Below are 24,269 nucleotides of genomic sequence, written 5' to 3'. Positions count from 1 at the left end.
TGACAGCAAACGTAAGCCAAGAACAGAAAAGGCCCGGTTGGGAAAACCGGGCCAGTTCCTTCTGATCGGAGGTCAGATCAGAATATGAGTGATGTCAAATCCGGTTCTTCGAACCGAATTAGAACGTACGCTGGAAGCGAAGGATACCAGCCCAGGTATCCTTGTCGGCGGCGTCGTAGTTCGTGTAGGTCAATTCCGGCTCGATCAGCAGGTCCTTGACAGGGTTGAACTTGACGTTCGTCGTCGCGGAGAGCGTCTTCAGGTCATCATAAGCAACCTGCACGTTCCACTTCAGCTTGTCGTTGACCGGAACGCCAACGCCGCCCCAGACAGCCCAGTCACCCCAGCCGAGACCGTCTCCGCCTGCGCCGGCATACTTGTTGAGCTTGTTGCCATCGGTGTTGTAGCCACCCATGACAAAAGCGGTCAGAATGCCGAAGTCTGCATCGACGCGAGCCTTGACAGCGCCTTCTTCGACGATGGAGTCGTAGCCACCGACGACACGGAACTGCCACGAGCCGGCCTTGTAGCCAGCACCTGCAACAACGTCCGGAGCATAGTGGTCGGAGCTGTCTTCGTGGTTTGCGCCGGTCGCGCCCGTGCCGGAATTGGAATCTTCCAGCGAGATGACGGCGGTGAAGCCATTGCCGGCATCATAGTTGTAGGTCAACTGGTTCAGCTCGTCGCCACCGTTGATACCATATTCGATCACGTCGTCGTTGATGACGTCGCCGGCATAGCCGAGGAAGGTCGAGTAGACCGAATCATTCTTACCAACGAGGAAGCCGCCGAGGCTGATATTGGCCCAGAGCAGCTTGTTGGTGGTAGAGTTACCGTCGTTCCAGTCGAAACGATAAACCGTGCTGGTCTTCAACGGACCGTATTCGGTGTCCGATGCGGTAGAAAGTCTCAGTTCGGCGCGGGTATGCCAGTAGGTGCCACGAGCACCTGCTTCCTGGCCGGCCTTGTAAGCATTGTACCAGCCGCCTTCGGTACGGACCATGCCGCCGATCTTGAGGCAGGTTTCCGTGCCCGGAATGAAGAAATAGCCGGCGCCATAGGCGTCGCAGATGCGAACGTATTCAAGCGGCTCGGGCTCGGCAGCGACGATAGCGTCGGCTGCATGAGCACCGGAAACTGCTGCCAGCGCAGCAGCGGAGCCGAGAAGAAGGCTCTTGATGTTCATAATAACTCCAGTTCCAATATTAATTAGGCAAGAGAATTCACGCCGAAAAACGACGCGCCCCACCCCACCTTGTGTTCAAAGTTGACCCCTGATCCGGGAGAATCGAAACAACTAAGTCCCGCTTCCGATTTGCGAACCTACAGATCGAATTTTGCAGAGCAATATCAGTTACAAACTATAAGCGTATGTGACGCCTGTTTCGAATTTTGCGTTGCACAAAAACCACGTCGTAAAAGTGTCACAAGAAAGATAGATTCAGCAGCGTGCTACTTGGAATTACTTTCAAATAGAACTCAAGTTATAAAAATACGCCACATTAAAGAAAACTAATACATAAAATAAGCAAAGACATCCCTGTTATGCTGAAATCGAAAGCCGATCAGCTATCGCCGAAACGCAAAAAGCCCGGCTCGAAAGCCGGGCTTTTTGTCACTTTCGTGACAAATCAGATCATGACCGAAGTCAAATCAGATTAGAAAGAACGCTCGAAGCGGAGGATACCAGCCCACTGGTCTTCGTTGATCGAATCCCAGTTGCTGTAGGAGACTTCCGGCTCGATCAGGAGGTTCTTGACCGGGTTGAACTTGAGGTTCGTGGTAGCAGCGAAGACCTTCGAGTCGGTGTAGGCAAGCTGCAGGTTCCACTTCAGCTTTTCGTTGATCGGAACGCCAACGCCGCCCCAAACTGCCCAGTCGCCCCAGCCGATATCACCGGCAATGCCACTGCTGCCAGCACTTGCGTACTTGTTCAGCTTGTCACCGTCGGTGTTCCAGCCGCCCATGACGAAGGCCGAGAGAACGCCGAAGTCAGCATCGACGCGAGCCTTGATGGCGCCTTCTTCAACGATGGAGTCATAACCACCGACAACCTTGAAGGACCATGCACCAGCCTTGTAGCCGAGACCGGCGACAACGTCCGGAGCGTAATGATCCGTGCTGTCTTCGCCGTTGACGCCAGTGGCACCAGAACCGGAGTTGCTGTCTTCAAGCGAGATCACAGCCGTGAAGCCGTTGCCGGCGTCATAGTTGTAGGTGATCTGGTTGAGTTCGTACGGGCCGTCATAGACAACGTCGTCGTTGATGACGTCGCCAGCATAGCCAGTGAACTGGTTGTACTGCGAGTCGGTCTTACCAACGGTGAAGCCACCGAGGCTGATGTAAGCCCACAGCAGGTTGGTGTTGGTGGAGTTGCCTTCCTGCCAATCCCAACGAATGATGGTTTCGGTCTTCAGCGGGCCGTATTCAGTGTCGGTCGCGGTGTCGACGTTCAACTCAGCGCGGGTGTGCCAGAGCGTGCCACGAACATTCTTCGGGTTGTAAGCGTCGTACCACTGACCTTCCGTACGAACCTTACCGCCGATCTTGAGGCAGGTTTCGGTGCCCGGAATGAAGAAGTAGCCAGCGCCGTATGCGTCGCAGATGCGGACGTATTCAAGCGGCTCAGGCTCAGCAGCGACAATAGCGTCAGCAGCGTGAGCACCGGATACTGCTGCAAGCGCAGCAGCGGAGCCGAGAAGAAGGCTCTTGATGTTCATTATTGACCTCCAGTCAAAGTTTCATTCGAGAATGAGAACTACCCGAAGGTATTCCCTGCCCCATCCTCTTGTTTCAAGAAGTGGACGATCAATCGCCCTCGCTTCCGAATTTGAAAATACAAGACGCGAACTGTCACGCAATCTACATCTTGCCGGAAAGGGGGATTCACAGGAGCCTTACACAATTCCTGTTGCCGAAAGGACACAAGTCAGCAACACGGGCGCCACATTTGTTTAGACTTCGTTAAGAAAGCCCTTAATGTATCGGCACTTACGAGCCAATATTAAATGAGCGTACGGGAACAGCGCAAGCTGCCAACATGGCAGATCCGGGGCAAATTCGTGACATCAACGACACCGCGCGCGCCATTTCCGACATTTGCCGCAATCCCCGTCAATGGCGGGAACGGACAAATGCCATTCCGAAGTCCCGGACCAATGCTCACGAGCACGCGATTCTGTTGCGGCCGATTCGATGGGGGACCGACAATTCAGATTATTCGCCCACAAGATTGCAGCGGAATGACAAAAGAGGCTCGCTGAAGCCCATGATAGAAAATGGGGTCGGAATGGGTATTCTTTCAGCGCAACCCCTCGACCCTCATGCCGCGCAACAGTCTCTGCCAGCCGACTTGGGACCACAGCATGTGGCCACCTCCTGCCTTACCCGATGCCTTGGCTTGCAGATTGCCGAGCGAGCGACAAGCCGCAATACGATACGGCCAGCCTCAACACCCAGTCCATCAACATCGAAAACCTGCATGGCGGCGTCGGGAGGCCCCACCTCGAAGGTGAGCCGCGCGCCGGCATCGAGTTTGACCCGCTGGGCAACATGGTCGAGAATTCCCCGAAATTTGCCGACCGACAAATAGCCATCCCCGCCTTCCTGCGCGATGTCCTCGACCTGCAGGATCGTCTCCTGCCAGGCATCCGGGTTCCCGCCGCAGTCGAGCGTAACGAACGAACCAGCCTTGACTTCGGTGACATGATAGCCGGGCCGGATCGTCCGCCCGCCATAATCGATCACCAACTCTTTCCCGGCATGGGGCTCCAACGCGATCAGGAGTGTATCGAGCGTGGTGTCACCGTGAAAATTCATCTCCAGGGGTCTGGCATCGCCAATCATCTTGATATACCTTTATCTCAATTACTCTTGAGATATTGAGGCGATGATGAACGAAAAGCAAGCCCTCGACGCTTTCGCGGCACTTTCGCAGGAGACCCGGCTGCGAATCGTCCGCCTGCTGGTGACGGCCGGACCCGAAGGATTGCCAGCCGGTTTGATCGGCGAAGCCATGGATGGCGCCTCCTCCTCGCGCATATCCTTCCATCTGAGCCATCTCGAACACGCCGGATTGGTCGAGTCCCGGCGCGAGGGCCGCTCGATCGTTTACACCGCCGTCTATCCAGCGCTCTCCGGCGTCATCGAATTCCTCATGCGCGACTGCTGCCAGGGCCATCCCGATGTGTGCAGTCCGGCTGTTGCGGCGCTATCCTCCTGCTGCGAGCCCGAGAAGGACGCCGCCCATGCGTGATGCCGGTCAATCAGATTGCATCTTCAACGAAATCGCCCGATCCGAAGGCTCAACCTCGCCCCGGAACAAAGCAAAGTGAGATAGATCATGGATGTCATCATTTACCACAACCCCGACTGCGGCACCTCGCGCAACACGGTGGCGCTGATCCGCAATGCCGGCATCGAGCCGCATGTCATCGAATACCTGAAGACGCCGCCATCGCGCGCGATGCTGATACAGCTCATCGCGCGGATGGGAATAGCCGTTCGCGACCTGCTGCGGGAGAAGGGCACACCCTATGCGGAACTCGGCCTTGGCGATCCGAACCTGACGGATGACCAGCTTCTCGACGCGATGATGCAGCATCCTATCCTGATCAACCGGCCGATCGTCATCAGTCCGAAAGGTGTGAAGCTCTGCCGGCCATCCGAAGAGGTTCTCGATCTGCTGCCGCCTCAACTCGGCGAATTCTTCAAGGAAGACGGCGAGCGGATCGTCGATGAGCACGGCCGCCGTGTCGCGACGGCGTGAGGAGACATCGTGTCGATTTTTGAACGCTATCTTACTCTCTGGGTCGCCCTCTGCATCGTCGTCGGCATCGCGCTCGGGCACGTCATGCCCGATGCATTCCAGGCCGTCGGCGCGGCCGAGATTGCCCGGGTCAACCTGCCCGTTGCCGTATTGATCTGGCTGATGGTCATTCCGATGCTGCTGAAGATCGACTTCACCGCCCTTGGCGAAGTCGGCCGTCATTGGCGCGGCATCGGCGTGACGCTGTTCATCAACTGGGCGGTGAAACCCTTTTCGATGGCACTGCTCGGCTGGCTGTTCATCGGCTGGCTGTTCCGGCCCTATCTGCCGGCTGGCCAGATCGACAGCTATATTGCCGGCCTGATCATCCTTGCCGCCGCGCCTTGCACCGCCATGGTGTTCGTCTGGTCGAACCTGACCAAAGGCGAACCGCACTTCACACTAAGCCAGGTAGCGCTCAACGACGCCATCATGGTCGTCGCCTTCGCGCCGCTCGTCGGCCTGCTGCTCGGCCTTTCCGCCATCACCGTGCCATGGGGCACGCTTGTCCTGTCGGTCGTGCTCTACATCGTCATTCCAGTGATCATCGCACAGCTCCTGCGCCGCCGATTGCTCGCCTCCGGCGGGCAAGGAGCTCTCGATCGGCTACTGGCCAGGCTCGGCCCGGTCTCACTCGTGGCGCTGCTGGCGACACTGGTGCTGCTGTTCGGCTTCCAGGGCGGAGAGATTGTTGCACAACCCCTGGTCATCGCGCTCCTTGCGGTGCCGATCCTGATCCAGGTCTATTTCAATGCCGGGCTTGCCTATCTGCTGAACCGCATTGCCGGCGAGCAGCATTGCGTCGCAGGTCCTTCCACGCTGATCGGAGCGTCGAACTTCTTCGAACTCGCCGTCGCCGCCGCGATCAGCCTGTTCGGATTCCATTCCGGCGCTGCACTCGCCACCGTCGTCGGCGTACTGATCGAAGTGCCGGTCATGCTTACCGTCGTCTGGGTGGTGAACCGATCCAAGGGCTGGTACGAGCGTGGCGACAGGGTCGCGGCAGTCGCCGAGGCCCACCACTGATGTCCGGCGATCTCGCGGATGCCTCCACCGATTGCCTCGACGGACCGCCCGCGAAGCCCTCAACACGTTCGCCGCGCGCAAGACCCTGGCTCGTTATTTCCGCGCTCGGCCTGACGCAGATCATCGGCTACGGCACGCTCTATTACAGCTTCAGCATTCTCGCGCCCGCCATGGCGCGAGACTTTGGATGGCCGACGGAATGGATCTTCGGCGCGCTGTCCGGCGCGCTGCTGATCGGCGGCCTGGCCGCGCCATGGGCGGGCCGCTGGATCGACCGATATGGCGCCGCGCGCATCATGACGATAGGGTCGCTGGCGGCGGCAGTCGCTTTGATCGCCTGTGCCCTGGCGCCGGTCGGCATCGCCTTCGTGCCGGCGCTGATCGCCATCGAGATCGCCTCGACGCTGGTGCAATACGGTGCCGCCTTCGCTCTTCTCGTGCAGCAACAGCCTCGCACCGCGCAGCGCAGCATCGTCCACCTGACGCTGATCGCCGGTTTTGCCTCCACGATCTTCTGGCCGATCACCACGGCCCTTCACAATGTATTGTCGTGGCAGCAAGTGTATGCCGTCTTCGCGGCGATGAACCTTTTCATCTGCCTGCCGATCCACGCCTGGTTGTCGCGGCGGACCCGGCCTCCTGACGGAATGGGCGACGCCGACACCACGGCGCCAACAGCAGCCGTCGATGGCAGCCTTCCGCTCGCCGCGCGACGGAGAGGCTTCATTCTCCTGGCGATCGGCTTTGCGCTCCAGAGCTTCGTCAGCTCGGCCATTCTCGTGCATATGCTGCCGCTTCTCGCGGCGCTGGGGCTTGGCGTCGTAGGCGTCATGGTCGGCACGCTCTTCGGCCCCGCGCAGGTTACAAGCCGCTTCATCAACATGATGTTCGGCAAGAACCTGCCCCAACTCAGGCTTGCGATGATCTCCGGCGCACTGCTGCCGGCATCCGCTGCGTTGCTGCTTCTGACCGCTCCCTCCGTCCCCGGAGCATTGGCGTTCGCCGTACTGTTCGGCATGGGTAACGGGCTTTACAGCATTGTCAGCGGCGTATTACCCCTGGCTCTCTTCGGCAGTGAGGGATACGGCGCCCGCCAGGGTCAGCTCATGTCGGTGCGCCTGATCGTCTCCTCGACCGCGCCCTTCGCCTTCGCCCTGCTGATGGAGAATATCGGCGTGAGCTGGGCATTGACGTTCACCGCCATTCTTGGAAGCGGAGCCTTGCTGGCATTTATGGGGATTGCCCGATTGTACGATCGGCCGCGCGTGGGCTGACACCACTGGCCCCTGAGAGACCACTGGCGGCAGCAACAATCTCAATCATCATCCACGGGAATAAGGCCAGCAACGATCCGGTCCGTCGGCCGATCACTCTCGCCGAGCCCCTCGGCGACACCCGCCCGGTCCGCCGCGCTGCGATTCTGGCTCATCTTACGTTTGCCTTCGATCCGGCCGATGGGCATGCGCAGCCCGACAATGCCCCTGAGCTGGGCCTTGATGAAGGGCTCGGGCGCATCCGTCACGGCCCATGGCTCGGCGCGCGGCCGTTCGTAAAGATTGGTCAGGCGCGACACGACTTCAAGCAATCTATCCGCATCCTCGAAGAACTCCACCGGCCCATAGGCATGCACGGCGGCATAGTTCCAGGTCGGCACGACCTTGCCGTGCTCCCGCTTGGTCGCATACCAGGACGGGCTGATATAGGCGTCCGGGCCCATGAAGATGGCGAGGGCCTCGCCGAGCGCCGGCGTCTTCCATTGCGGATTGGCCCGGGCAAGATGACCGTAGAGCGTGCCATGCTCGCCCTCGCCCGGCTCAAGAAACAGCGGCAACGGCGTCGAGAACAATCCGTCCGCGGTTGCAGTGATGAAATTGCAGAGGCGCGCTTCGCGCATCATGGCGTGAAGTTCGGTGGGATCGTCCTCCCGAAAGGCTGGCGGAACATACATGGAAATCATCCTTGGTTTTCCGGAGCAATAGCTGCACACTGGCATGTTATAAACGGCCAGTTTGGAGAATAAATGGAAGACCAGCCAGAGGATGGAGCCGGCCAAGCGCCCAGGCTCGGCGCGCGCCGCATCTATGAGGAGCTGAAGGCGCAGATCGCAAACGGTATCTATGCCTCCGGCTCGCCCATGCCCTCGACCCGCTCGCTCGCAACCGAGCTTGGCGTGGCGCGCTCGACGGTCACGATCGCCTATGAACAATTGCTGTCGGAAGGCTTCATAGAGAGCAGACAAGGCGCGCGTACCCGCGTCGCCATGCTGCGCCCGGTCGAATCTCCTCCGGAGCGAGCCGCTTCAACGGCAACGACCAGACGCCATCTCTCCGCCTATGGCGAACGGTTGCAGGCGCTCCCACATCCGCCGCCGCACAATCCATCAAAGCTGATCGCCGATTTTCGCTATGGAGACCTGGCCGCATCGGACTTTCCGACGCTTCTGTGGAAACGGGCGGTCGACGACACCCTCAAACGACGGCGGGACCGCTTGGCCTATGACGACCCTCGCGGCAGCCTTGCGCTCCGCGCGGCACTGCAAGCCTATCTCTGGCGGGCACGCGGCATTCGCTGCGAGCTGGGCCAGCTCATTATCGTCAACGGATCGCAGCAAGGGCTCGACCTCTGCACCCGCCTGCTCGTCGATCCCGGCGATACCGTGGTGATCGAAGACCCCTGCTATGCGATGGCACGAAACGTTTTCACGGCTGTCGGCGCGACCGTCGTGCCGGTCCCGGCGGATCATGAAGGGCTGAAGACCTCCTTGCTACCCGCCATCGACGCGCGGCTGGCCTTTGTAACACCTTCGCATCAATTCCCGCTCGGCGGAGTCATGCCGATCGGACGCCGCAACGAACTGCTCGCCTGGTCGCGACAATGCGGTGCCTATGTGATGGAGGACGATTACGACGGCGAATACCGTTACGATATTGCGCCGATCCCACCGCTTCAGACGCTGGGCGGGGCGGACAATGTCATCTACCTGGGCACTCTCTCCAAGACGCTGTCGCCGACGCTTCGCATCGGCTACATGGTCGTGCCGCAGGAGTTGAGCGATGCATTCGCGGCCGCCAAGCGGCTCACCGATCGTCATTCGCCGCAGCTCGAACAGGAAGCGGCCGCAACGCTGATTGCGACCGGCGCCTATGAACGACACATCCGCCGGACGCGGCGACGCAACGCCGCCAGGCGGGCAACCTTGCTTGCCGCGTTGCGCGCCAAACTCGGCGACCGCCTCACGATAGTCGGCGCCGATGCCGGCCTGCATGTCATCGTCTGGTGCAACGCCAAATCCGCAAGCGAGGAAAGCCAGCTGATCGAACGCGCCCGGCAAGCGGGAATCGGCCTTTATCCCGTGACGCCGACTTATGCGGCCGCTGATGCACCCTACCGGCCCGATCGCGCCGGCTTCATCATCGGCTATGCGAGCCTTGACGAGCATCAGATCGAACGTGGAGTGGATGCGCTGGCGACGGTGCTGTTGTGAAAGATCCCTGTCGCGACTGACGCCTAGAGCGTACCTTGCGACCGCTGAAGGAAGAATTCAGCGGTACCGGCTTGTCGCATTTTTAGGAAAATGGCGGAGAAGATGGGATTCGAACCCACGATACCATCACTGGTATACTCCCTTAGCAGGGGAGCGCCTTCGACCACTCGGCCACCTCTCCGGTGCGGCCCTGATAGGGCCATTCATTTATCGACGCAAGCCCTTTTTCGCCTGTACGCGTGTTCTCCCTGCATTCGGCAATATGTGCGTCCTGCGGGGAGGAACCCGATAGTCGGCTTGCGACCTCTGTCAGGCCAGGAGCTGCTTGAGATCTGTTGACGGATCGGCGAGAGCGGACTTTGCCGGGTTGATGCCGGTTTCCAGCAGCTTCTTGCCGGTCACATAGGCCCTTGCGTCGTTGATGGCGTCGACGGCGATGAAATGGCCTTGCCTGAAATACCAGACCGAAGCCGATCCTTCGCGGGTGCCGGGGCGCAGAAGAGTCTCGTCGTAACCGAGGTTGAAGCCGGCGATCTGGAGCTTAACGTCATATTGATCCGACCAGAACCAGGGTTTCGGATCGTAGGCGGCGTTTCCACCGGCGATGATCGCGGCTGCGGCTTCGGCCTGATCGACGGCGTTCTGGACCGATTCGAGGCGGATGCGGCCGCCGTTCCAAGGGAGTTCGGCGCAATCGCCCGCGGCGAAGATCGAGGGATCGGAGGTGCGGGTAAGCGAATCAACGATGATACCGTTGCCGACCTCCACGCCCGCTTCCTTGGCGAGCCGGTCGTTCGGGGCGACGCCGATGCCAACGATGACGAAATCGACATCGATGGTGGAGCCGTCGGACAGCTCGGCGGCAACGACGTGACCATTCTTGCCGATCAGCTGCTTGAGACCGGTCTTCTCCCGAATGACGACGTCATGTTCCCGGTGGATCACCCGCATGATGTCGGCCGTCTCCTTGGCAGCGACACGCTGCAAGATTCGGTCAGCCATTTCGATGAGGGTGACTTCAAGACCGCGATGGCGGGCGACAGCCGCCGCTTCAAGGCCGATATAACCGCCGCCGATGATAAGAACACGGCGGCCGGCGCGCATCTCGGCTGCGAGCTGATCGGCATCTCGCTTGTCGCGGGCGACATAAACGCCCTCGAGGGCGCCGCCGACAGCGGACGGCAGCCGGCGCGGCGTGGCACCGGTCGTCAGCGCCAGCGTCTCGTAGTCGAGCGCGGAGCCGTCCTGCATGATAACCTGCTTTGCGGCGCGCTTGATCTGCTCGACCCAGGTGGACAGGCGGATCTCGACATTGTTGTCGGCATACCAGTGCTCCGGCCTGAACAGCAGCCGGTCGAAGGCCATTTCGCCGAGAAGGTACTTCTTGGTCAGCGGTGGGCGCTGATAGGGAAGGCTTTCTTCCGCGCCGACGATGGTGATCGGCCTCAGATCTCCGAGTGCCCGCAATTTGGCGGCAAGCGCGAACCCGGCCTGCCCGGCCCCGACAATGACCAATCTGCCCGTCACGATCCTTACTCCATTATAGTTATAGCGGCTCGCCGTCCTGATATAGGACGTCGCGCCTATGGATTTCAGGGGTAACGCTTACCCTTGCAAGCGTCAATTGCAGCTGACCTTGCATCTCGGATCGGGCAGAAATTAGGGCAGACCCTTAAGCTGTTACGTCAACCCACCGGCGCTCATGGAAGGAACGCGCCATGGCATGCACCGACTTTTCGATGCGCAGGCCGTCCGCGAAGCTGATGACCGACGCCGTATCGCCGGAAATGGCGCGGATCAGTTCATGGCACTCGATGATCTTCAGGTCGTTGAAACCGAGGCCGTGGCCGGGCGCAGGGATGAACCGGTCATAGGGCTTGTGGGCGGGAGCCGCGAGGACTTTGCGGAACCCCTGTTCAGAGCCCCTGCCATCAGCCTGATAGAGCTCGAATTCGTTCATGCGCTCTTGATCGTAGGTGATCGAGCCCTTCGAGCCGAAGATCTGCAGCGCGATGCGGCCCTTGCGGCCCCAGGCGGAGCGATTCGCCATCAGCACGGCGGAAATACCGCCGCCGAGCCGCATCAGCACATTGGCGAGATCGTGATTCTCCACAGTGCGCCGGCCACCTTCCTTCAGGGGCCGTTCGGCGTAGGGCTTTGCCATGTCGGTGATAACGGCCTCGACATGGCCGAACAGGAACCAGAGCAGCGACAGCGGATGCACCGCGAAATCGTCGAGCGCGCCGTAACCGGAGGTGAGTTCGCTCTTCCAGTAGAACAGGCCTTCCGGATCGGCCATGAAATCCTCGTCCATCTCGACGCGGATATGATTGACCTCGCCGATAGCGCCCTCGCCGATCAGCTGCTTGATATGCCGCATCACCGGATTCTGGATATAGTTGTAGCCGAGGATGGCAACCTTGCCCGAGGCCTTGGCCGCGCTCAGCATGCGTTCGGCATCCGCATAGCCCGGCGCCATCGGCTTTTCGCACCAGACGTGCTTGCCGGCTTCCAGCGCCGCGATCGCCATTTCCGGATGAAATTGATTGGGGGTGGTGACGGAGACGACATCGACTTCGGGATCGGCGATCAGCGCGCGCCAGTCGGCGGTCGCCTTTTCGAAACCGAACTCATCGCCGCGCGACCGCGCCAGATCGGCATTGGCCTCGGCAAGATGCACGAGGCGCGGCCGCTCGACGTCACCGAACACGGTCTTGACCGCATTCCAGGCCAGCGCATGGCATTTGCCCATATAGCCAGTTCCGATCAATCCCACGCCCAATGGCTTCATTTCCGTTTCCTCCACAAGCTTCCCTCTGAAGCATGCGCATTTTTTGGAATATTTAGACCGTTTTGACAAGCGGGCCCGTTGAGTAGTTATGTCGGAAGGTCGGAATAATCGTAATTTAACAGCATAAATTCATATACTTAAAAATAATCGTGCCGAGTGTTTCAAAATCCGTTATCGTTCGAAATATGGAACGTTTGTTTCATTCACGGACATGGTGGCGAGAGGCGGGGCATGGATAACAGCATCGAAACGCGAACCAAGGTGCCGCGAGATTTCGAAAGCCTGCGCAGCATTATCATAGAGCGCAAGGATTCCATGCCGAAGCGGCTGGCGCAGGTCGCCGCCTTCGCGCTTGCCAATCCCGACGAAATCGCCTTCGGCACGACGGCGAGCATTGCCGCTGCCGCCGAAGTCCAGCCATCGACGCTGGTGCGCCTCGCGCATCACCTCGGTTATGAAGGCTTTTCCGACCTGCAGAGCATCTTCCGCGAGCGGCTGCGCGACCGGACGCTGAGCTATGAGGAGCGGCTGATCACGCTCGAGCAATCCGGCATCAAGGATGAAGAGGCCGGCATTCTCTCCGGCTTTCTCTCGGCCGCCAGCCAGTCGGTCAACAAGCTTGCCGCCACCATCGAGACCGATACCTTCGCCAAGGCGGTGGATGTGCTCGCGGCAGCCGAGACCATCTATCTGATCGCCAAGCGTCGCTCCTATCCGCTGACGGCGCATCTGACCTACGCCTTTTCGAAGCTGAACATCCGTCATCAGATCGTCGCCTCGCCGAACGGTATCGATGGCGAGATCGCGCGCTTTGCGACCGAGAAGGATGCGGCGATCGCCGCAAGCTTCTCCCCCTATGCCGCCGAAAGCCTGTTGCAGGCGCAGGACCTTGCCGCGCGGAACGTGCCGGTCATCGCCATCACCGATTCGGCCTTTTCGCCCCTCACGGCTTGCGCCACCCACTGGTTCGAAGTGGCAGAGGCGGATTTTGCCGGCTTCCGCTCCTTGTCGGCGTCCATGGCACTGATCATGGCCTTTCCCGTCGCCATTGCCGAGCGACGGCGGAAAGAGACGACAGGAAAACCTCAGAAAACTAAAATGGAATAAATATTCCGAATTGACAAAATTTCGGAACCACTGTTTCATTACATCCATATTCACGGTCTCGGGAGACGGCCGCGAAATCGACCACAACCCGGACGAAACGAAGACACACCGGGACTTTCAATGACGCATGACCCAAGGAGAAACTGAAGAGTTTCCCGGATCATGCCTGGACGGGAGGACATCATGGCACACGACAATCCTGGCACTCAGCCGGAGGCGACACTCGATGTCATCACCATCGGCCGCTCTTCCGTCGATCTTTACGGCCAGCAGATCGGCTCGCGGCTGGAGGATATCGCCTCCTTCGCCAAATCGGTCGGCGGCTGCCCGGCCAACATTGCCATCGGCACGGCCCGGCTCGGCCTGAAATCCGGTCTCATCACTCGCGTCGGCGACGAGCAGATGGGCCGCTTCATCCGCGAGCAGACGGCGCGCGAAGGCGTTGATGTCCAGGGGATCGCCACCGACAAGGAACGGCTGACGGCGCTGGTGCTGCTGGCGGTCGAGGCCGAAGGCGTTTCGCCAATGATCTTCTATCGCTCCGACTGCGCCGACATGGCGCTCGACGAAAACGACATCGATGAGGACTTCATCAAGTCCTCCCGCGCCGTGCTGGTCTCCGGCACGCATTTTTCCAAGCCGAATACCGAGGCAGCCCAGCGCAAGGCGATCCGCATCGCCAAGGCGAACGGACGCAAGGTGATCTTCGATATCGACTATCGCCCGAACCTCTGGGGCCTCGCCGGCCATGCCGAGGGCTTCGAGCGTTATGTGAAGTCGGATCGCGTATCCTCGAAGATGAGGGAGACACTGCCGGATTGCGATCTCATCATCGGCACGGAAGAAGAGATCATGATCGGCTCGGGCGTCGACAACGTGCTCGGCGCGCTGAAGGAAATCCGTCGTCTATCGCCTGCGACCATCGTGCTCAAGCGCGGCGCCATGGGCTGCATCGTCTATGACGGGCCGATCTCGGATGACCTTGAAGCCGGTATCGTCGGCGAGGGATTCCCGATCGAAGTGTTCAACGTGCTCGGTGCCGGCGATGCCTTCATGTCCGGCTTCCTGCGCGGCTATCTGCGCAACGAGCCGCTGAAGACCTGCGCCACCTGGGCGAACGCCTGCGGCGCCTTCGCGGTCTCGCGTCTGCTGTGCTCGCCGGAATATCCGACCTGGGCCGAACTCGACTTCTTCCTGAAGACGGGCAGCGAGCACCGGGCGCTGCGCAAGGACGAGGCGATCAACCACATCCATTGGGCCTCGACCCGCAACGGCGACATCCCGCTCCTGATGGCGCTGGCCATCGATCACCGTTCGCAGCTGGTCAGCGTCGCCGACGAACTGGGTGTCGGTCATGACAAGATCGTCGCCTTCAAGCGTCTGGCGGTCGAAGCGGCAGCGCGGGTGTCGGGCGGTCGTTCCGGCTATGGCATGCTGATCGACGAGCGCTTCGGTCGTGATGCCTTCTTCGATGCCGCCACCAAGAATTTTTCCTGGATCGGTCGCCCCGTCGAACTGCCGGGTTCCAAGCCGCTGAAATTCGAATTCAGCCAGGATATCGGCTCGCAGCTCGTCGAATGGCCGCTCAACCATTGCATCAAATGCCTGTGCTTCTATCATCCGGACGATCCCAAGGAGCTGAAAGCGGAGCAGCAGGAGAAGCTGCGCACCCTGTTCGAAGCCGCCCGCAAGGTCGGCCGCGAACTGCTGGTCGAGATCATCGCCGGCAAGAATGGCCCGCTCACCGACGACACGGTCGCAACCGCGATGGAAGAGCTCTACGCGCTCGGCATCAAGCCCGACTGGTGGAAGCTGGAACCACAGGATTCGACCGCTGCCTGGAAAAAAATCGATGCCGTGATCGCCAAAAATGATCCATGGTGCCGCGGTATCGTGCTGCTTGGCCTGGAGGCACCGGCGGAAGAACTGATGCGTAGCTTCGAAGCCACGCTGGCAGCACCTTCGGTCAAGGGTTTCGCCGTCGGGCGGACGATCTTTTCCGATGCGGCGCGTGCCTGGCTATCGGGCGGCATGAACGACGAGGAAGCGATCGCCGACATGGCCGGCCGCTTCGGGCAACTGACCCAGGCGTGGTTGAAAACCCGCGGCCTGCAATAGTTTAGAAGCATTTGGGAGGCGCCCCATGGGCAAGACGATCCGATTGACGATGGCACAGGCCGTCACACATTTCCTCACGAAGCAGATGACCGTGATCGATGGTCAGAAGCTGCCGATCTTCGGCGGCGTCTGGGCGATCTTCGGCCATGGCAACGTCGCCGGCATCGGTGAAGCGCTCTATCAGGTGCGCGACGAGCTGACGACCTATCGTGCGCACAATGAGCAAGGCATGGCGCACGCCGCCATCGCCTATGCCAAGGCGAGCTTCCGACAGCGCTTCATGGCCTGCACCAGCTCGATCGGCCCAGGCGCTCTCAATATGGTGACCGCCGCCGGCGTCGCGCATGTCAACCGCATTCCCGTGCTCTTCCTGCCGGGCGACGTCTTCGCCAATCGCGCGCCCGATCCGGTGTTGCAGCAGATCGAGGATTTCGGCGACGGCACGGTGTCCGCCAATGACGCCTTCCGTTCGGTCTCTCGCTATTTCGATCGCATCACCCGGCCCGAACAAATCATCACCGCGCTGAAGCGCGCCATGCAGGTCTTGACCGACCCGCTCGATTGCGGCCCCGTGACGCTTTCGCTTTGCCAGGATGTGCAGGCGGAAGCCTTCGACTATCCCGAAAGCTTCTTCGAGGAGCGCATCTGGACGACACGCCGCCCCCAGCCGGATGCGGACGAACTCGCCGAGGCGATTGCGCTCATCCGCAAGGCTGAGAAGCCGGTCATCATCGCCGGCGGCGGTGTACTCTATTCGCGGGCGACCAAGGAACTTACGGAGTTTGCAGAGACACACGGTGTCCCCGTCGTCGTCAGCCAGGCCGGCAAATCGGCAATCGACGAGCGTCATCCGCTGGCGCTCGGCTCTGTCGGCGTGACCGGGACTTCGGCTGCGAACGCGATTGCCGAAGACACGGATCTGATCATCGCTGTGGGCACGCGCTGCCAGGACTTCACAACCGGCTCCTGGGCACTGTTCAAGAACGAAAAACTCTCCATCCTCGGCCTCAATATCGCGGCATATGACGCATCGAAGCATGACGGACGGCCGCTGGTTTGCGACGCGCGCGAAGGACTGAAGGCGCTTTCGGCAGGGCTCGCCGGATGGCGGGCGCCAGCAGCGCTCCTGGAAAAGGCGACCCAAGAAAAGAAGATCTGGGTCGAAGCTGCGGCCAAAGCATTGGCCTCGACCAATGCCGCCCTTCCCTCCGACGCCCAGGTCATCGGCGCGGTAACTCGTACGCTCGGTGGAGAGAATGCCATTTCCGTCTGCGCGGCCGGCGGCCTGCCGGGAGAGCTGCACAAGCTCTGGCCGGCGACGGTTCCCGGCAGCTACCATATGGAATATGGCTTCTCCTGCATGGGCTACGAGATCGCCGGCGGCCTTGGCACCAAGATGGCTTGCCCGGAAAAGGACGTCATCGTCATGGTCGGCGACGGCTCCTACATGATGCTGAACTCCGAGATCGCCACCTCGGTCATGCTCGGCCTCAAGCTCAACATCGTGCTGCTCGATAACAGAGGCTACGGCTGCATCAACCGACTGCAAATGGAAACCGGCGGTGCGAACTTCAACAATCTGCTGAAGGATTCCTACTATGAGGTAATGCCGGAGATCGACTTCCGGGCACATGCGGAAAGCATGGGCGCCATTGCCGTCAAGGTTGCCTCGATTGCCGAGCTGGAGCAGGCGATCGAAGCCTCGAAAAAGAATGATCGCACCTCGGTCTTCGTCATCGATACCGATCCGCTGATCACAACGAGCGAAGGCGGGCACTGGTGGGATGTCGCCGTTCCCGAGGTCAGCCCTCGCCCGCAGGTCAACAAGGCCCGCGCGGCCTATGAACAAGCACGCGGCGCCCAGCGTATCCGCTGATCGATTTCTGTCATTTTTCTGGAGGAGCGTTGCTGCTCCTCCAAACGATGCCTTTAAGGAGACTATTGATGAAGGCCAAACTCGGCATGTCGCCCATCGCATGGTGGAACGACGATCTTCCTGAGCTTAGCGACGACGTGTCCCTCGAGGAATGCCTGCGGCAGTCGCGCGGCGCCGGGTTCATCGGCATGGAAAAGGGCCGCCGCTTCCCGGATGATCCCGAGGTGATGTTGCCCATCCTGCGCGCCGCCGACGTAACCCTTTGCGGCGGCTGGTTCTCCGGCACGCTGGTCGATGAGGAGCTTGCCGCCAACAAGGACCGCATCGCTCCGATGATCGAGCTGTTCAAGGCGGTCAATGCACCCTGCATCGTCTATGGCGAAGTCGGCCGCTCCATCCAGGGCGACCGCTCCAAGCCGCTCGCCACCAAGCCGCGCTTGTCGGATGACGAGATGAAGGCCTATGCGCATCGCCTGACCCAATTCGGCGAATGGTGCGCCGATCAGGGCATGCCGCTCTCCTATCACCATCACATGGCCGCCGTCGTGGAAACCGAGCCGGAACTCGACGCCTTCATGCGCTATTCGGGTGCAGGCATTCCGCTTCTGCTTGATGCCGGTCACCTCGCATTTGCCGGCGGCGACGTCCTGCGCGCCATCGACAATCACCATGCCCGCATCAACCACGTTCACGTCAAGGATATCCGCAAGTCTGTCGTGGATGGGCTGGACCGCAGCCGGCAATCCTTCCTCGATGCTGTCGCGCTCGGCGCGTTTACGGTGCCGGGCGACGGCTCGCTCGATTTCGGCGCCATCGTCCAGCGTCTGGCCGGTTACGGCTATGAAGGCTGGTTCGTCGTCGAGGCCGAACAGGATCCGCGCAACGCTCCGCCTCAGAAAATGGCCGAGATCGGCCATGCCGAATTGATGCGCGTCATGACGGCTGCAGGTTATACGGTGGAAACCGAAGGTTTTCCCAAGGGATAGAGGAAAAACGCCCATGCCAAATCTCAAGGTTAGACCTGATGGCTCCCATGGCCGCGTCACCCATGTCACGCCCGAAACCGCTGGCTGGACCTATGTCGGCTTCGACCTTCACCGGCTGAAGCCGGGCGAAACGGCTTCAGCCGAGACCGGCGATCGCGAAGTCTGCCTGGTCTGGGTCAGCGGCAAGGGAAGCGCCAAGACGGGCACCAAGGATTTTGGCCTGCTCGGCGGCCGCATGAGCCCCTTCGAGGGCGCGCCCCACGCGCTCTATATTCCAGCCGGTTCAAGCTGGTCGGTGACCGCGGAAACCGAGCTGGAACTTGCCGTCTGCTCGGCTCCGGGCGGCGGCTCCTATGAGGCCCGCGCCATTCCGCCGGGTACGCATCCGCCTGTGACACGCGGCCAGGGCACCAATGTCCGCCACGTCAACAATATCATGCCGGAAGACGATGGCGCGGCGCATTCCCTGCTGGTCGTCGAAGTGATCACGCCGGGTGGCCACACCTCTTCCTATCCGCCGCACAAGCACGATCAGGACAATCTCCCGAACGAGAGCTTCCTCGAGGAGACCTACTATCATCGCCTCAACCCGCCGCAGGGCTTCGCCTTCCAGCGCGTCTATACGGACGACCGGTCGCTGGATGAAGCCATGGCGCTGGAAGATGGTGACGTGACACTGGTGCCGAGGGGATATCACCCCTGCGCCGCATGCCATGGCTATGATCTCTATTATCTCAACGTCATGGCCGGTCCGAAGCGCGTGTGGAAATTCTACAATGCGCCGGAGCATGAGTGGCTAGTTAAGGCATAACCTCCCTGGATATTGAAAAGGCCGCGCCTCGACAGCGCGGCCTTTTTTGTTACGCCGGCAGCAATCCATATCGCCAGCCGCGATCCCGGGCGTTGCGCGACAGAACCAGCCATGCAAGCGCGAACATCCCCGCCTCCGCAAAGACCGGCACCATCCAGATTCCACGTTCGCCGAAGACGAAGGGCAGCAGGAATGTCAGCGGCAACGTGAACAAATAGGGCCGCGACAGCCCGAAGATCGCACCCCGCTTCGCATCGCCGATCGACTGGAAATAGGACGAGAGCATCATCATCTGCCCATAGAGGAAGTAAGCGCCGATCGTCCAGGGCAAGATTCGCCCGACCTCGGCGACGATGACCGCATCGCCGACGAAGACAGCGCCAAGGTGCCGGGCAAGCAACTCCACGACCAGTTCCACCGCCGCACAATAGATCAGCGCCGACACCATGGCGATCTGCAGGCTGCCGCCGACACGGGCAGGATGAGCTGCGCCGTGATTGTGACCGGAGATGGTTTGCAGGGCGATGCTGAGGCCGAGCAGTGGCAGGTAGGTAAAGGTCATCACCCGGGTGATGATCCCGTAAGCCGCGACCGTCGTGACATAATCGCCCTCATGCCAGATCGACAGGTTGAAGAGGATTGCCGCCGAACTCAGCGATATCCCGATGAAGCCGAGGCTCATCGGCGCACCGAAGGCGAGGATTCCACGCCATTCAGAGATCGCGATCGTCATCGCCGGTCTGAGTGCTGCGGGATGACGCCAGCGATAGGCGAGAATGATCGTCAGGCAGATGAACTGCGCTGCGATCGAGCCGCTGGCCGACCCGACAACGCCCCAATGTGCGACCGCGATCAGCAGCCAATTGGCAAGGATATTGAGCAGTGTCGAAGCAAGCGTCACCAGCGTCATAAAGCCGATCTTGCCCTCGCAACGCAGGGCGTCAATGTGCAACGACAGCAGGAAGCTGACCGGCGCGAAGCCGACCATGACCCCCATGAAGGCATTGGCATTGGCGGCAACTGCGGCGTCTCCGGCTGCACTCGCGACGATGACGTGCCGGCCGACCGTCCAATAGAGGAGGTTGATCAGGATCACCACCACGAAGGCGAGCGCATGGGCCGCGGTAAAGACCTGCCTCGCTCCCACCCGATTCCCCGCCCCCAAGCGGCGCGCCAAAATGCTCGCCATGCCGTTTGAGACCAGGGATTGCAGGGCGATCAGCAGCATGAGCGCCGGAAAGATCAGGCTGACCGCAGACAGCGCGTCGGCGCCAACATAGATACCAAGGAAATAGGCGTCGACGACGGCGAAGAGGCCGCTGATGGTCGTGATCATGATGATCGGCGCGGCCGTGCGGGCAAAGACGCCCGGCAGCCAGCCGGTCAGGAAGATATTATTTTCGGACTGTTTGGTCATGGCAATATCCACGCGGTATCGCGCGCCACCAGGGGCGGCCGCGATCCATCGATAAAAAGAGGATGGTCAGATGTCGAGTACCAGATGCGGCACGCCGTCCGATGTCTTGCGCGGTGAAATGCCATCGGCATCGATCTGAGCGTTGATGCGCCGGCGAAAAGCCGAAAAGCTCTCGAAGGTCACGACATCCACCGGTTCGTCGAAATGGATAGTGACCTTGTGGAGCCCGCCGGACTGTTCCGAAAGGGCTAGAATCTTGCCGGTGAAGGGCTGGTTCAGATAGCGGCCGCGAACGGCGGAACCGACCGCAAATGACACACGAGGGGCGTCATTCGGCTTCGCAGCCAGCGCCGACAGCGTATTCCAGTCGCGCAGGCCATGTTGCTTGGCAACCAGCTCCAGCGCGGCGCTATGGGCAATGTCGTTGCCGCGCTCGGCCATGGCCTGGCGCAGGCGCCTAGCTTGCACCTTCAGTTCATCGATGGACGGATAAATCGTCGTCACGGTATCAGCCTTTTCTAAGGCATGCTTTTACGACTGCAAATCGGGGCTCGCATTACCGTCAGTCAGCACACCTTCAAATGGCTGTGACCATATTCGCGAGGGCTTCACCTTGGATTTTCATCCGCGAGCGGCCGGCGCCTCTAACCATGTCTTCGTATGGTTGAAGCGGAAGCCCCTGTCAAGAAGGCGCCGGAATGCGGGTCGTGGCTCGAAACACCAAGAAAAAACCGTTCGCGCCTTTCTCAGGCGGCCAGATAGCGCTTGATCTGATCAACCGGGAAATTCGTCAGGTCCTTGGCAAGCTCGGCCACGATGGCCGTCTGCGACTGCGCGCCCAGCTGCGGCCGCAGCATGCCGAGCGCGCGGGGCGGTGCTACGAGGATAACACTCTTGATGCCTTTGCTCTGCACGAGCGCATCGATCTTCCCCGCCACGCCCTTCAGGAACTCCTCCTCCGCCTGGTCTTGCCATGCCGTTTCTTCCACGGCGCTGCCACCAACGCCACCAGCCTGATGGGTGCGTCCCGGCTTATCCGTGCCGAGCTCCCGATCGGGGGCGCCCGGCTGCTCCAGGGTTTCGCGCGTTTGTAAGTCCGGCTGCAGGCCACCGCCCGCGTTCTCCAGCATCAATGCCTTGGCGCCGTTACAAATGACGACCCATGTCCCGCGAGCAATCCTGATATCAACCATTATCCCTGTCCTCATGCTTTCGTGTCATGTCTAAGAGGGAACGCCTGATGATGCTAAGGGTTCAAAAAACGTCAGATTCGAGAGGAGTAGGCGCCCGATCGACCGCGAAAGCGCCGTTTCGTTAAAATTCGACGGGCACGATTGACGCTTATGCAAAACCTCCGTGCAAGGTTCATGCTGTACCGAGATGAATTCGGGCCGCCTCCAATGGGGAATGACAATGCTTCGCTCAACGCATCTGGCGAAAGTCAAATCCGAAGTCTACGAACGAAGCTGGGAACGATTCAACGTTCAGCGTCCAGCGCGTCTCATTGCCGTGCGCCCATGCCTGACGGGTATTTCCGTGCGCAGCGCCGAGATCGTCGACATTTCGCGGGGCGGCGCCAGCTTCTTTGTCGGCACCACCGTCGGGCTGCCGGCGCACTACTATCTGAACATCCTCGGTCTCGCCTATCGCATCGCCTGCGCCGAGGTCAGCCGGATCGACAATCGCATCTACGTTCGCTTCATCAATCTGCTCGAGCCGGAAACGTTGAGACGCGTCGTCCGCGCCGATTTCATGATCGGCAACACCGAGGCACTGGCCGCGCGCGGCAAGAGAATTGCGCGCGCCTGAAGGCAACCTCTTCCGCTCTTGCAACCGCCCGCCAAGCGCTTATTGTGCAGCGCCTTGCAACAGAATTTGGGAAAACCAGCCAGAATGTCCGCCTTTTCGCGCTTCACCCCGCTGATCAGCGCCCTTCCCTCCACCGTGCCCTTCGTCGGCCCAGAAGCTCTCGAACGTCAGCGCGGACTGACCGTTCGGGCGCGTATCGGCGCCAATGAAAACGGCTTTGGTCCCGCTCCCTCCGTCATCGAAGCGATGCGCGAGAATGCTGGCGACATCTGGAAATACAACGATCCGGAAAATTTCACGCTAAAAGAGGCGCTGGCCGCGCATCTCGGCGTCAAGCCTGCAAACATCGCCGTCGGCGAAGGCATCGACAGCCTGCTCGGCCTGATCGCTCGCATGATCATCGAGCCTGGAACACCGGTCGTTACCTCACTCGGCGGCTATCCGACCTTCAATTTCCATGTCGTCGGTTTCGGCGGGCGGCTGGTGACGGTGCCCTATGTCAACGACCGCGAGGATCTTGACGGACTGCTGGACGCGGTCCGCCGGGAGAATGCGCCACTCGTCTACTTCGCCAACCCAGACAATCCGATGGGAAGCTGGTGGGATGCCGACAGGATCGTCGCCTTCGCCCGCGCCCTGCCGGAAAGTTGCCTGCTCATCCTCGACGAAGCCTATAGCGAGACCGGGCCGGCCAATTCCTTGCCTGACATCTCCGCGCTGATCGATCTGCCGAATGTGTTGCGCACCCGCACCTTCTCCAAGGCTTACGGCCTTGCCGGCGCCCGCGTCGGCTACGCCATCGGCGTGCCGGAAACGGTGCTGGCGTTCGATAAGATCCGCAATCATTTCGGCATGAACCGGCTGGCGACGGCGGCGGCACTCACCGCGCTGAAGGACCAGACCTATCTCGCCGAAGTCGTCGGCAAGATCCACGCGGCCCGTGAACAAATCGGCATGATCGCCCGCGACAACGGGCTCTCGCCGCTCGCCTCCGCCACCAATTTCGTCGCCATCGATTGCGGCCGCGACGGAACCTATGCGCGTGCGATCGTCGATGGGCTGATCGAGCACGGCGTCTTCATCCGCATGCCGGGCGTGGCGCCGCTCAACCGCTGCATCCGCATCAGCGTCGGCCCCAGCCAAGATCTCGATCTTCTGGCGGAAGCCCTGCCGAGGGTGCTGAAGGCCATCGGCTAAATCAGGAAATAACAAAAAACCGCGCCGGCCTTGTTTCCGGCCGGTCGCGGTCTCCCTGTTCGAGGCGGCGCGCTTTTCCACTCGCTGCCGGTCGTCCCTCTTTTGAGGTTATTGTTGTCGTATTCTTTGTGGCACGCTTCAGTGCATGGTTATCCATTCGCGGGCGGCGCGGAGCGCTGCGGCAAGCTGCATCTTGGTCAGCGTGGCGGCGACGTCGGCGCGAAGCTCGGCGGCGCGGTCGCTGCCCTTGATGGCGGCGATATTCAACCATTTGTGGGCGGCAACCGGGTCTGCCTTGCAGCCCCTGCCGGTCGCATAATTGACACCCATTTCGCAAAGGGCATCGGCGCTGTTGCCACCCATCATGGCCATTTCAGACATCGGAATTTCGAAGCGTGCCATCGGTTTTATCCCTGTTTCAGTCTCGTTGCGTCTGCCCTGTTTTCCGTTGGGACCTTGCCGTCTATCGCAGCTTGATGGTCCTTCCGGTCGGCGGGTTTGCCCCGCTCGTTTGATGGCTTCACTATCGCAGACGGCTTTCAAAAAACGGCTAAAATGCATGCTTAATTCGATGCAAACAAAGTACAAATGCTTGGTAAATTTGGGATTTTGTTAAACATCGCTTCCCTTGCAAATTAAGGACTTTTGCGCGAGTTTTACCCATTGTTAAGATTTGGATTTAAACTCTTCCTTCACCATGAAAACAGCTGCTGGCATAAGACTTCCTGTTTTTCGGTGCGACGAACAGGGCAGACAAATGGGAAAACACGCTTGAAAACGATATTTACCTTTACGTTCGCGTAAGCTAATTTCGCCGCGATCCCGGTTATGGGAACGGGA

General features: G+C 60.4%; 22 protein-coding genes and 1 tRNA gene. 12 read left to right on the top strand and 11 right to left on the bottom strand.

The features are described from left to right. Positions 1 to 118: 118 nt before the first annotated feature. From EX00_RS26415 to EX00_RS26405, 3 genes are all read right to left on the bottom strand, one after another. Positions 119 to 1,186: a porin gene (locus tag EX00_RS26415; protein WP_047464611.1), complete on the bottom strand. Its 1,068-nt coding sequence runs from the start codon at positions 1,184 to 1,186 to the stop codon at positions 119 to 121. 472 nt (positions 1,187 to 1,658) lie between these two features. After that, on the bottom strand, positions 1,659 to 2,720 hold the full coding sequence (locus EX00_RS26410) for a porin (protein WP_047464608.1): 1,062 nt from the start codon (positions 2,718 to 2,720) through the stop codon (positions 1,659 to 1,661). Positions 2,721 to 3,321: 601 nt separating this feature from the next. After that, positions 3,322 to 3,846, bottom strand: coding sequence for a DUF6428 family protein (locus EX00_RS26405; protein ID WP_047464606.1), 525 nt, complete (start codon positions 3,844 to 3,846; stop codon positions 3,322 to 3,324). 46 nt (positions 3,847 to 3,892) lie between these two features. Between EX00_RS26405 and EX00_RS26400 the strand changes: the two genes are divergently transcribed. From EX00_RS26400 to arsK, 4 genes are all read left to right on the top strand, one after another. Further along, complete coding sequence (locus tag EX00_RS26400) at positions 3,893 to 4,255, top strand: ArsR/SmtB family transcription factor (protein WP_047465167.1); 363 nt, start codon at positions 3,893 to 3,895, stop codon at positions 4,253 to 4,255. Between the two features lie 87 nt (positions 4,256 to 4,342). Further along, on the top strand, positions 4,343 to 4,768 hold the full coding sequence (arsC, locus tag EX00_RS26395; RefSeq protein WP_047464603.1) for an arsenate reductase (glutaredoxin): 426 nt from the start codon (positions 4,343 to 4,345) through the stop codon (positions 4,766 to 4,768). Between the two features lie 9 nt (positions 4,769 to 4,777). Continuing rightward, positions 4,778 to 5,833 (top strand): ACR3 family arsenite efflux transporter, encoded by a 1,056-nt coding sequence (arsB, locus tag EX00_RS26390; RefSeq protein WP_047464601.1) that lies wholly within the window; start codon positions 4,778 to 4,780, stop codon positions 5,831 to 5,833. Next, positions 5,833 to 7,107, top strand: a complete 1,275-nt coding sequence (gene arsK / locus EX00_RS26385) for an arsenite efflux MFS transporter ArsK (protein ID WP_047464600.1) — start codon at positions 5,833 to 5,835, stop codon at positions 7,105 to 7,107. The genes arsB and arsK overlap by 1 nt, the downstream gene beginning before the upstream one ends. Positions 7,108 to 7,148: 41 nt before the next feature. Here arsK and EX00_RS26380 read toward each other — a convergent pair whose 3' ends face one another. After that, a complete protein-coding gene (locus EX00_RS26380; RefSeq protein WP_047465164.1) occupies positions 7,149 to 7,781 on the bottom strand; it encodes an FMN-binding negative transcriptional regulator in 633 nt (210 codons plus the stop codon). A gap of 72 nt (positions 7,782 to 7,853) precedes the next feature. Here EX00_RS26380 and pdxR point away from each other — a divergent pair, with 72 nt between their 5' ends. After that, the gene (pdxR, locus tag EX00_RS26375) at positions 7,854 to 9,317 is read left to right on the top strand and encodes a MocR-like pyridoxine biosynthesis transcription factor PdxR (RefSeq protein WP_047464599.1); all 1,464 of its coding nucleotides are present in this window, start codon (positions 7,854 to 7,856) and stop codon (positions 9,315 to 9,317) included. A 91-nt stretch (positions 9,318 to 9,408) separates the two neighbouring features. Here the strand turns inward: pdxR and EX00_RS26370 are convergent. From EX00_RS26370 to EX00_RS26360, 3 genes are all read right to left on the bottom strand, one after another. After that, a tRNA-Ser gene (locus EX00_RS26370) sits at positions 9,409 to 9,498 on the bottom strand. Between the two features lie 128 nt (positions 9,499 to 9,626). Further along, positions 9,627 to 10,844 carry an NAD(P)/FAD-dependent oxidoreductase gene (locus tag EX00_RS26365; protein ID WP_047464598.1) on the bottom strand — a complete coding sequence of 406 codons (1,218 nt, stop codon included), beginning with the start codon at positions 10,842 to 10,844 and terminating at the stop codon, positions 9,627 to 9,629. Positions 10,845 to 10,989: 145 nt separating this feature from the next. Then, positions 10,990 to 12,108 (bottom strand): Gfo/Idh/MocA family protein, encoded by a 1,119-nt coding sequence (locus tag EX00_RS26360; RefSeq protein ID WP_047464596.1) that lies wholly within the window; start codon positions 12,106 to 12,108, stop codon positions 10,990 to 10,992. Positions 12,109 to 12,339: 231 nt separating this feature from the next. Here EX00_RS26360 and EX00_RS26355 point away from each other — a divergent pair, with 231 nt between their 5' ends. The 5 genes from EX00_RS26355 (at position 12,340) to iolB (ending at position 19,006) form a co-directional block, all read left to right on the top strand. Next, positions 12,340 to 13,215 carry a MurR/RpiR family transcriptional regulator gene (locus tag EX00_RS26355; RefSeq protein ID WP_047464595.1) on the top strand — a complete coding sequence of 292 codons (876 nt, stop codon included), beginning with the start codon at positions 12,340 to 12,342 and terminating at the stop codon, positions 13,213 to 13,215. A gap of 183 nt (positions 13,216 to 13,398) precedes the next feature. Next, complete coding sequence (locus tag EX00_RS26350; RefSeq protein WP_047464593.1) at positions 13,399 to 15,333, top strand: bifunctional 5-dehydro-2-deoxygluconokinase/5-dehydro-2-deoxyphosphogluconate aldolase; 1,935 nt, start codon at positions 13,399 to 13,401, stop codon at positions 15,331 to 15,333. Between the two features lie 25 nt (positions 15,334 to 15,358). Then, positions 15,359 to 17,209 (top strand): 3D-(3,5/4)-trihydroxycyclohexane-1,2-dione acylhydrolase (decyclizing), encoded by a 1,851-nt coding sequence (gene iolD, locus EX00_RS26345; RefSeq protein WP_047464592.1) that lies wholly within the window; start codon positions 15,359 to 15,361, stop codon positions 17,207 to 17,209. A gap of 68 nt (positions 17,210 to 17,277) precedes the next feature. After that, positions 17,278 to 18,195, top strand: a complete 918-nt coding sequence (iolE, locus tag EX00_RS26340) for a myo-inosose-2 dehydratase (RefSeq protein WP_047464591.1) — start codon at positions 17,278 to 17,280, stop codon at positions 18,193 to 18,195. 13 nt (positions 18,196 to 18,208) lie between these two features. Continuing rightward, the gene (gene iolB, locus EX00_RS26335; protein WP_047464589.1) at positions 18,209 to 19,006 is read left to right on the top strand and encodes a 5-deoxy-glucuronate isomerase; all 798 of its coding nucleotides are present in this window, start codon (positions 18,209 to 18,211) and stop codon (positions 19,004 to 19,006) included. Positions 19,007 to 19,055: 49 nt separating this feature from the next. Here the strand turns inward: iolB and EX00_RS26330 are convergent, their stop codons facing one another. From EX00_RS26330 to EX00_RS26320, 3 genes are all read right to left on the bottom strand, one after another. Beyond that, positions 19,056 to 20,423, bottom strand: coding sequence for an MATE family efflux transporter (locus tag EX00_RS26330; RefSeq protein WP_047464587.1), 1,368 nt, complete (start codon positions 20,421 to 20,423; stop codon positions 19,056 to 19,058). A gap of 66 nt (positions 20,424 to 20,489) precedes the next feature. Then, positions 20,490 to 20,927, bottom strand: coding sequence for a glyoxalase superfamily protein (locus EX00_RS26325; protein ID WP_047464586.1), 438 nt, complete (start codon positions 20,925 to 20,927; stop codon positions 20,490 to 20,492). Between the two features lie 242 nt (positions 20,928 to 21,169). Continuing rightward, positions 21,170 to 21,616: a baeRF12 domain-containing protein gene (locus EX00_RS26320; protein ID WP_047464584.1), complete on the bottom strand. Its 447-nt coding sequence runs from the start codon at positions 21,614 to 21,616 to the stop codon at positions 21,170 to 21,172. Positions 21,617 to 21,830: 214 nt separating this feature from the next. Between EX00_RS26320 and EX00_RS26315 the strand changes: the two genes are divergently transcribed. Together EX00_RS26315 and EX00_RS26310 are read left to right on the top strand one after the other, a co-directional pair. Continuing rightward, positions 21,831 to 22,232: a PilZ domain-containing protein gene (locus EX00_RS26315; RefSeq protein WP_047464582.1), complete on the top strand. Its 402-nt coding sequence runs from the start codon at positions 21,831 to 21,833 to the stop codon at positions 22,230 to 22,232. Positions 22,233 to 22,316: 84 nt separating this feature from the next. Next, positions 22,317 to 23,429 carry a pyridoxal phosphate-dependent aminotransferase gene (locus tag EX00_RS26310; RefSeq protein ID WP_047464580.1) on the top strand — a complete coding sequence of 371 codons (1,113 nt, stop codon included), beginning with the start codon at positions 22,317 to 22,319 and terminating at the stop codon, positions 23,427 to 23,429. A 138-nt stretch (positions 23,430 to 23,567) separates the two neighbouring features. Here EX00_RS26310 and EX00_RS26305 read toward each other — a convergent pair whose 3' ends face one another. Continuing rightward, a complete protein-coding gene (locus tag EX00_RS26305) occupies positions 23,568 to 23,831 on the bottom strand; it encodes an SEL1-like repeat protein (RefSeq protein ID WP_047464578.1) in 264 nt (87 codons plus the stop codon). Between the last annotated feature and the right edge of the window lie 438 nt (positions 23,832 to 24,269).

It is taken from the genome of Martinezella rhizogenes (assembly GCF_000799715.1).
GTDB classification, from domain to species: domain Bacteria; phylum Pseudomonadota; class Alphaproteobacteria; order Rhizobiales; family Rhizobiaceae; genus Rhizobium; species Rhizobium rhizogenes_C.
This window is presented reverse-complemented; position numbering and strand designations above follow the sequence as displayed.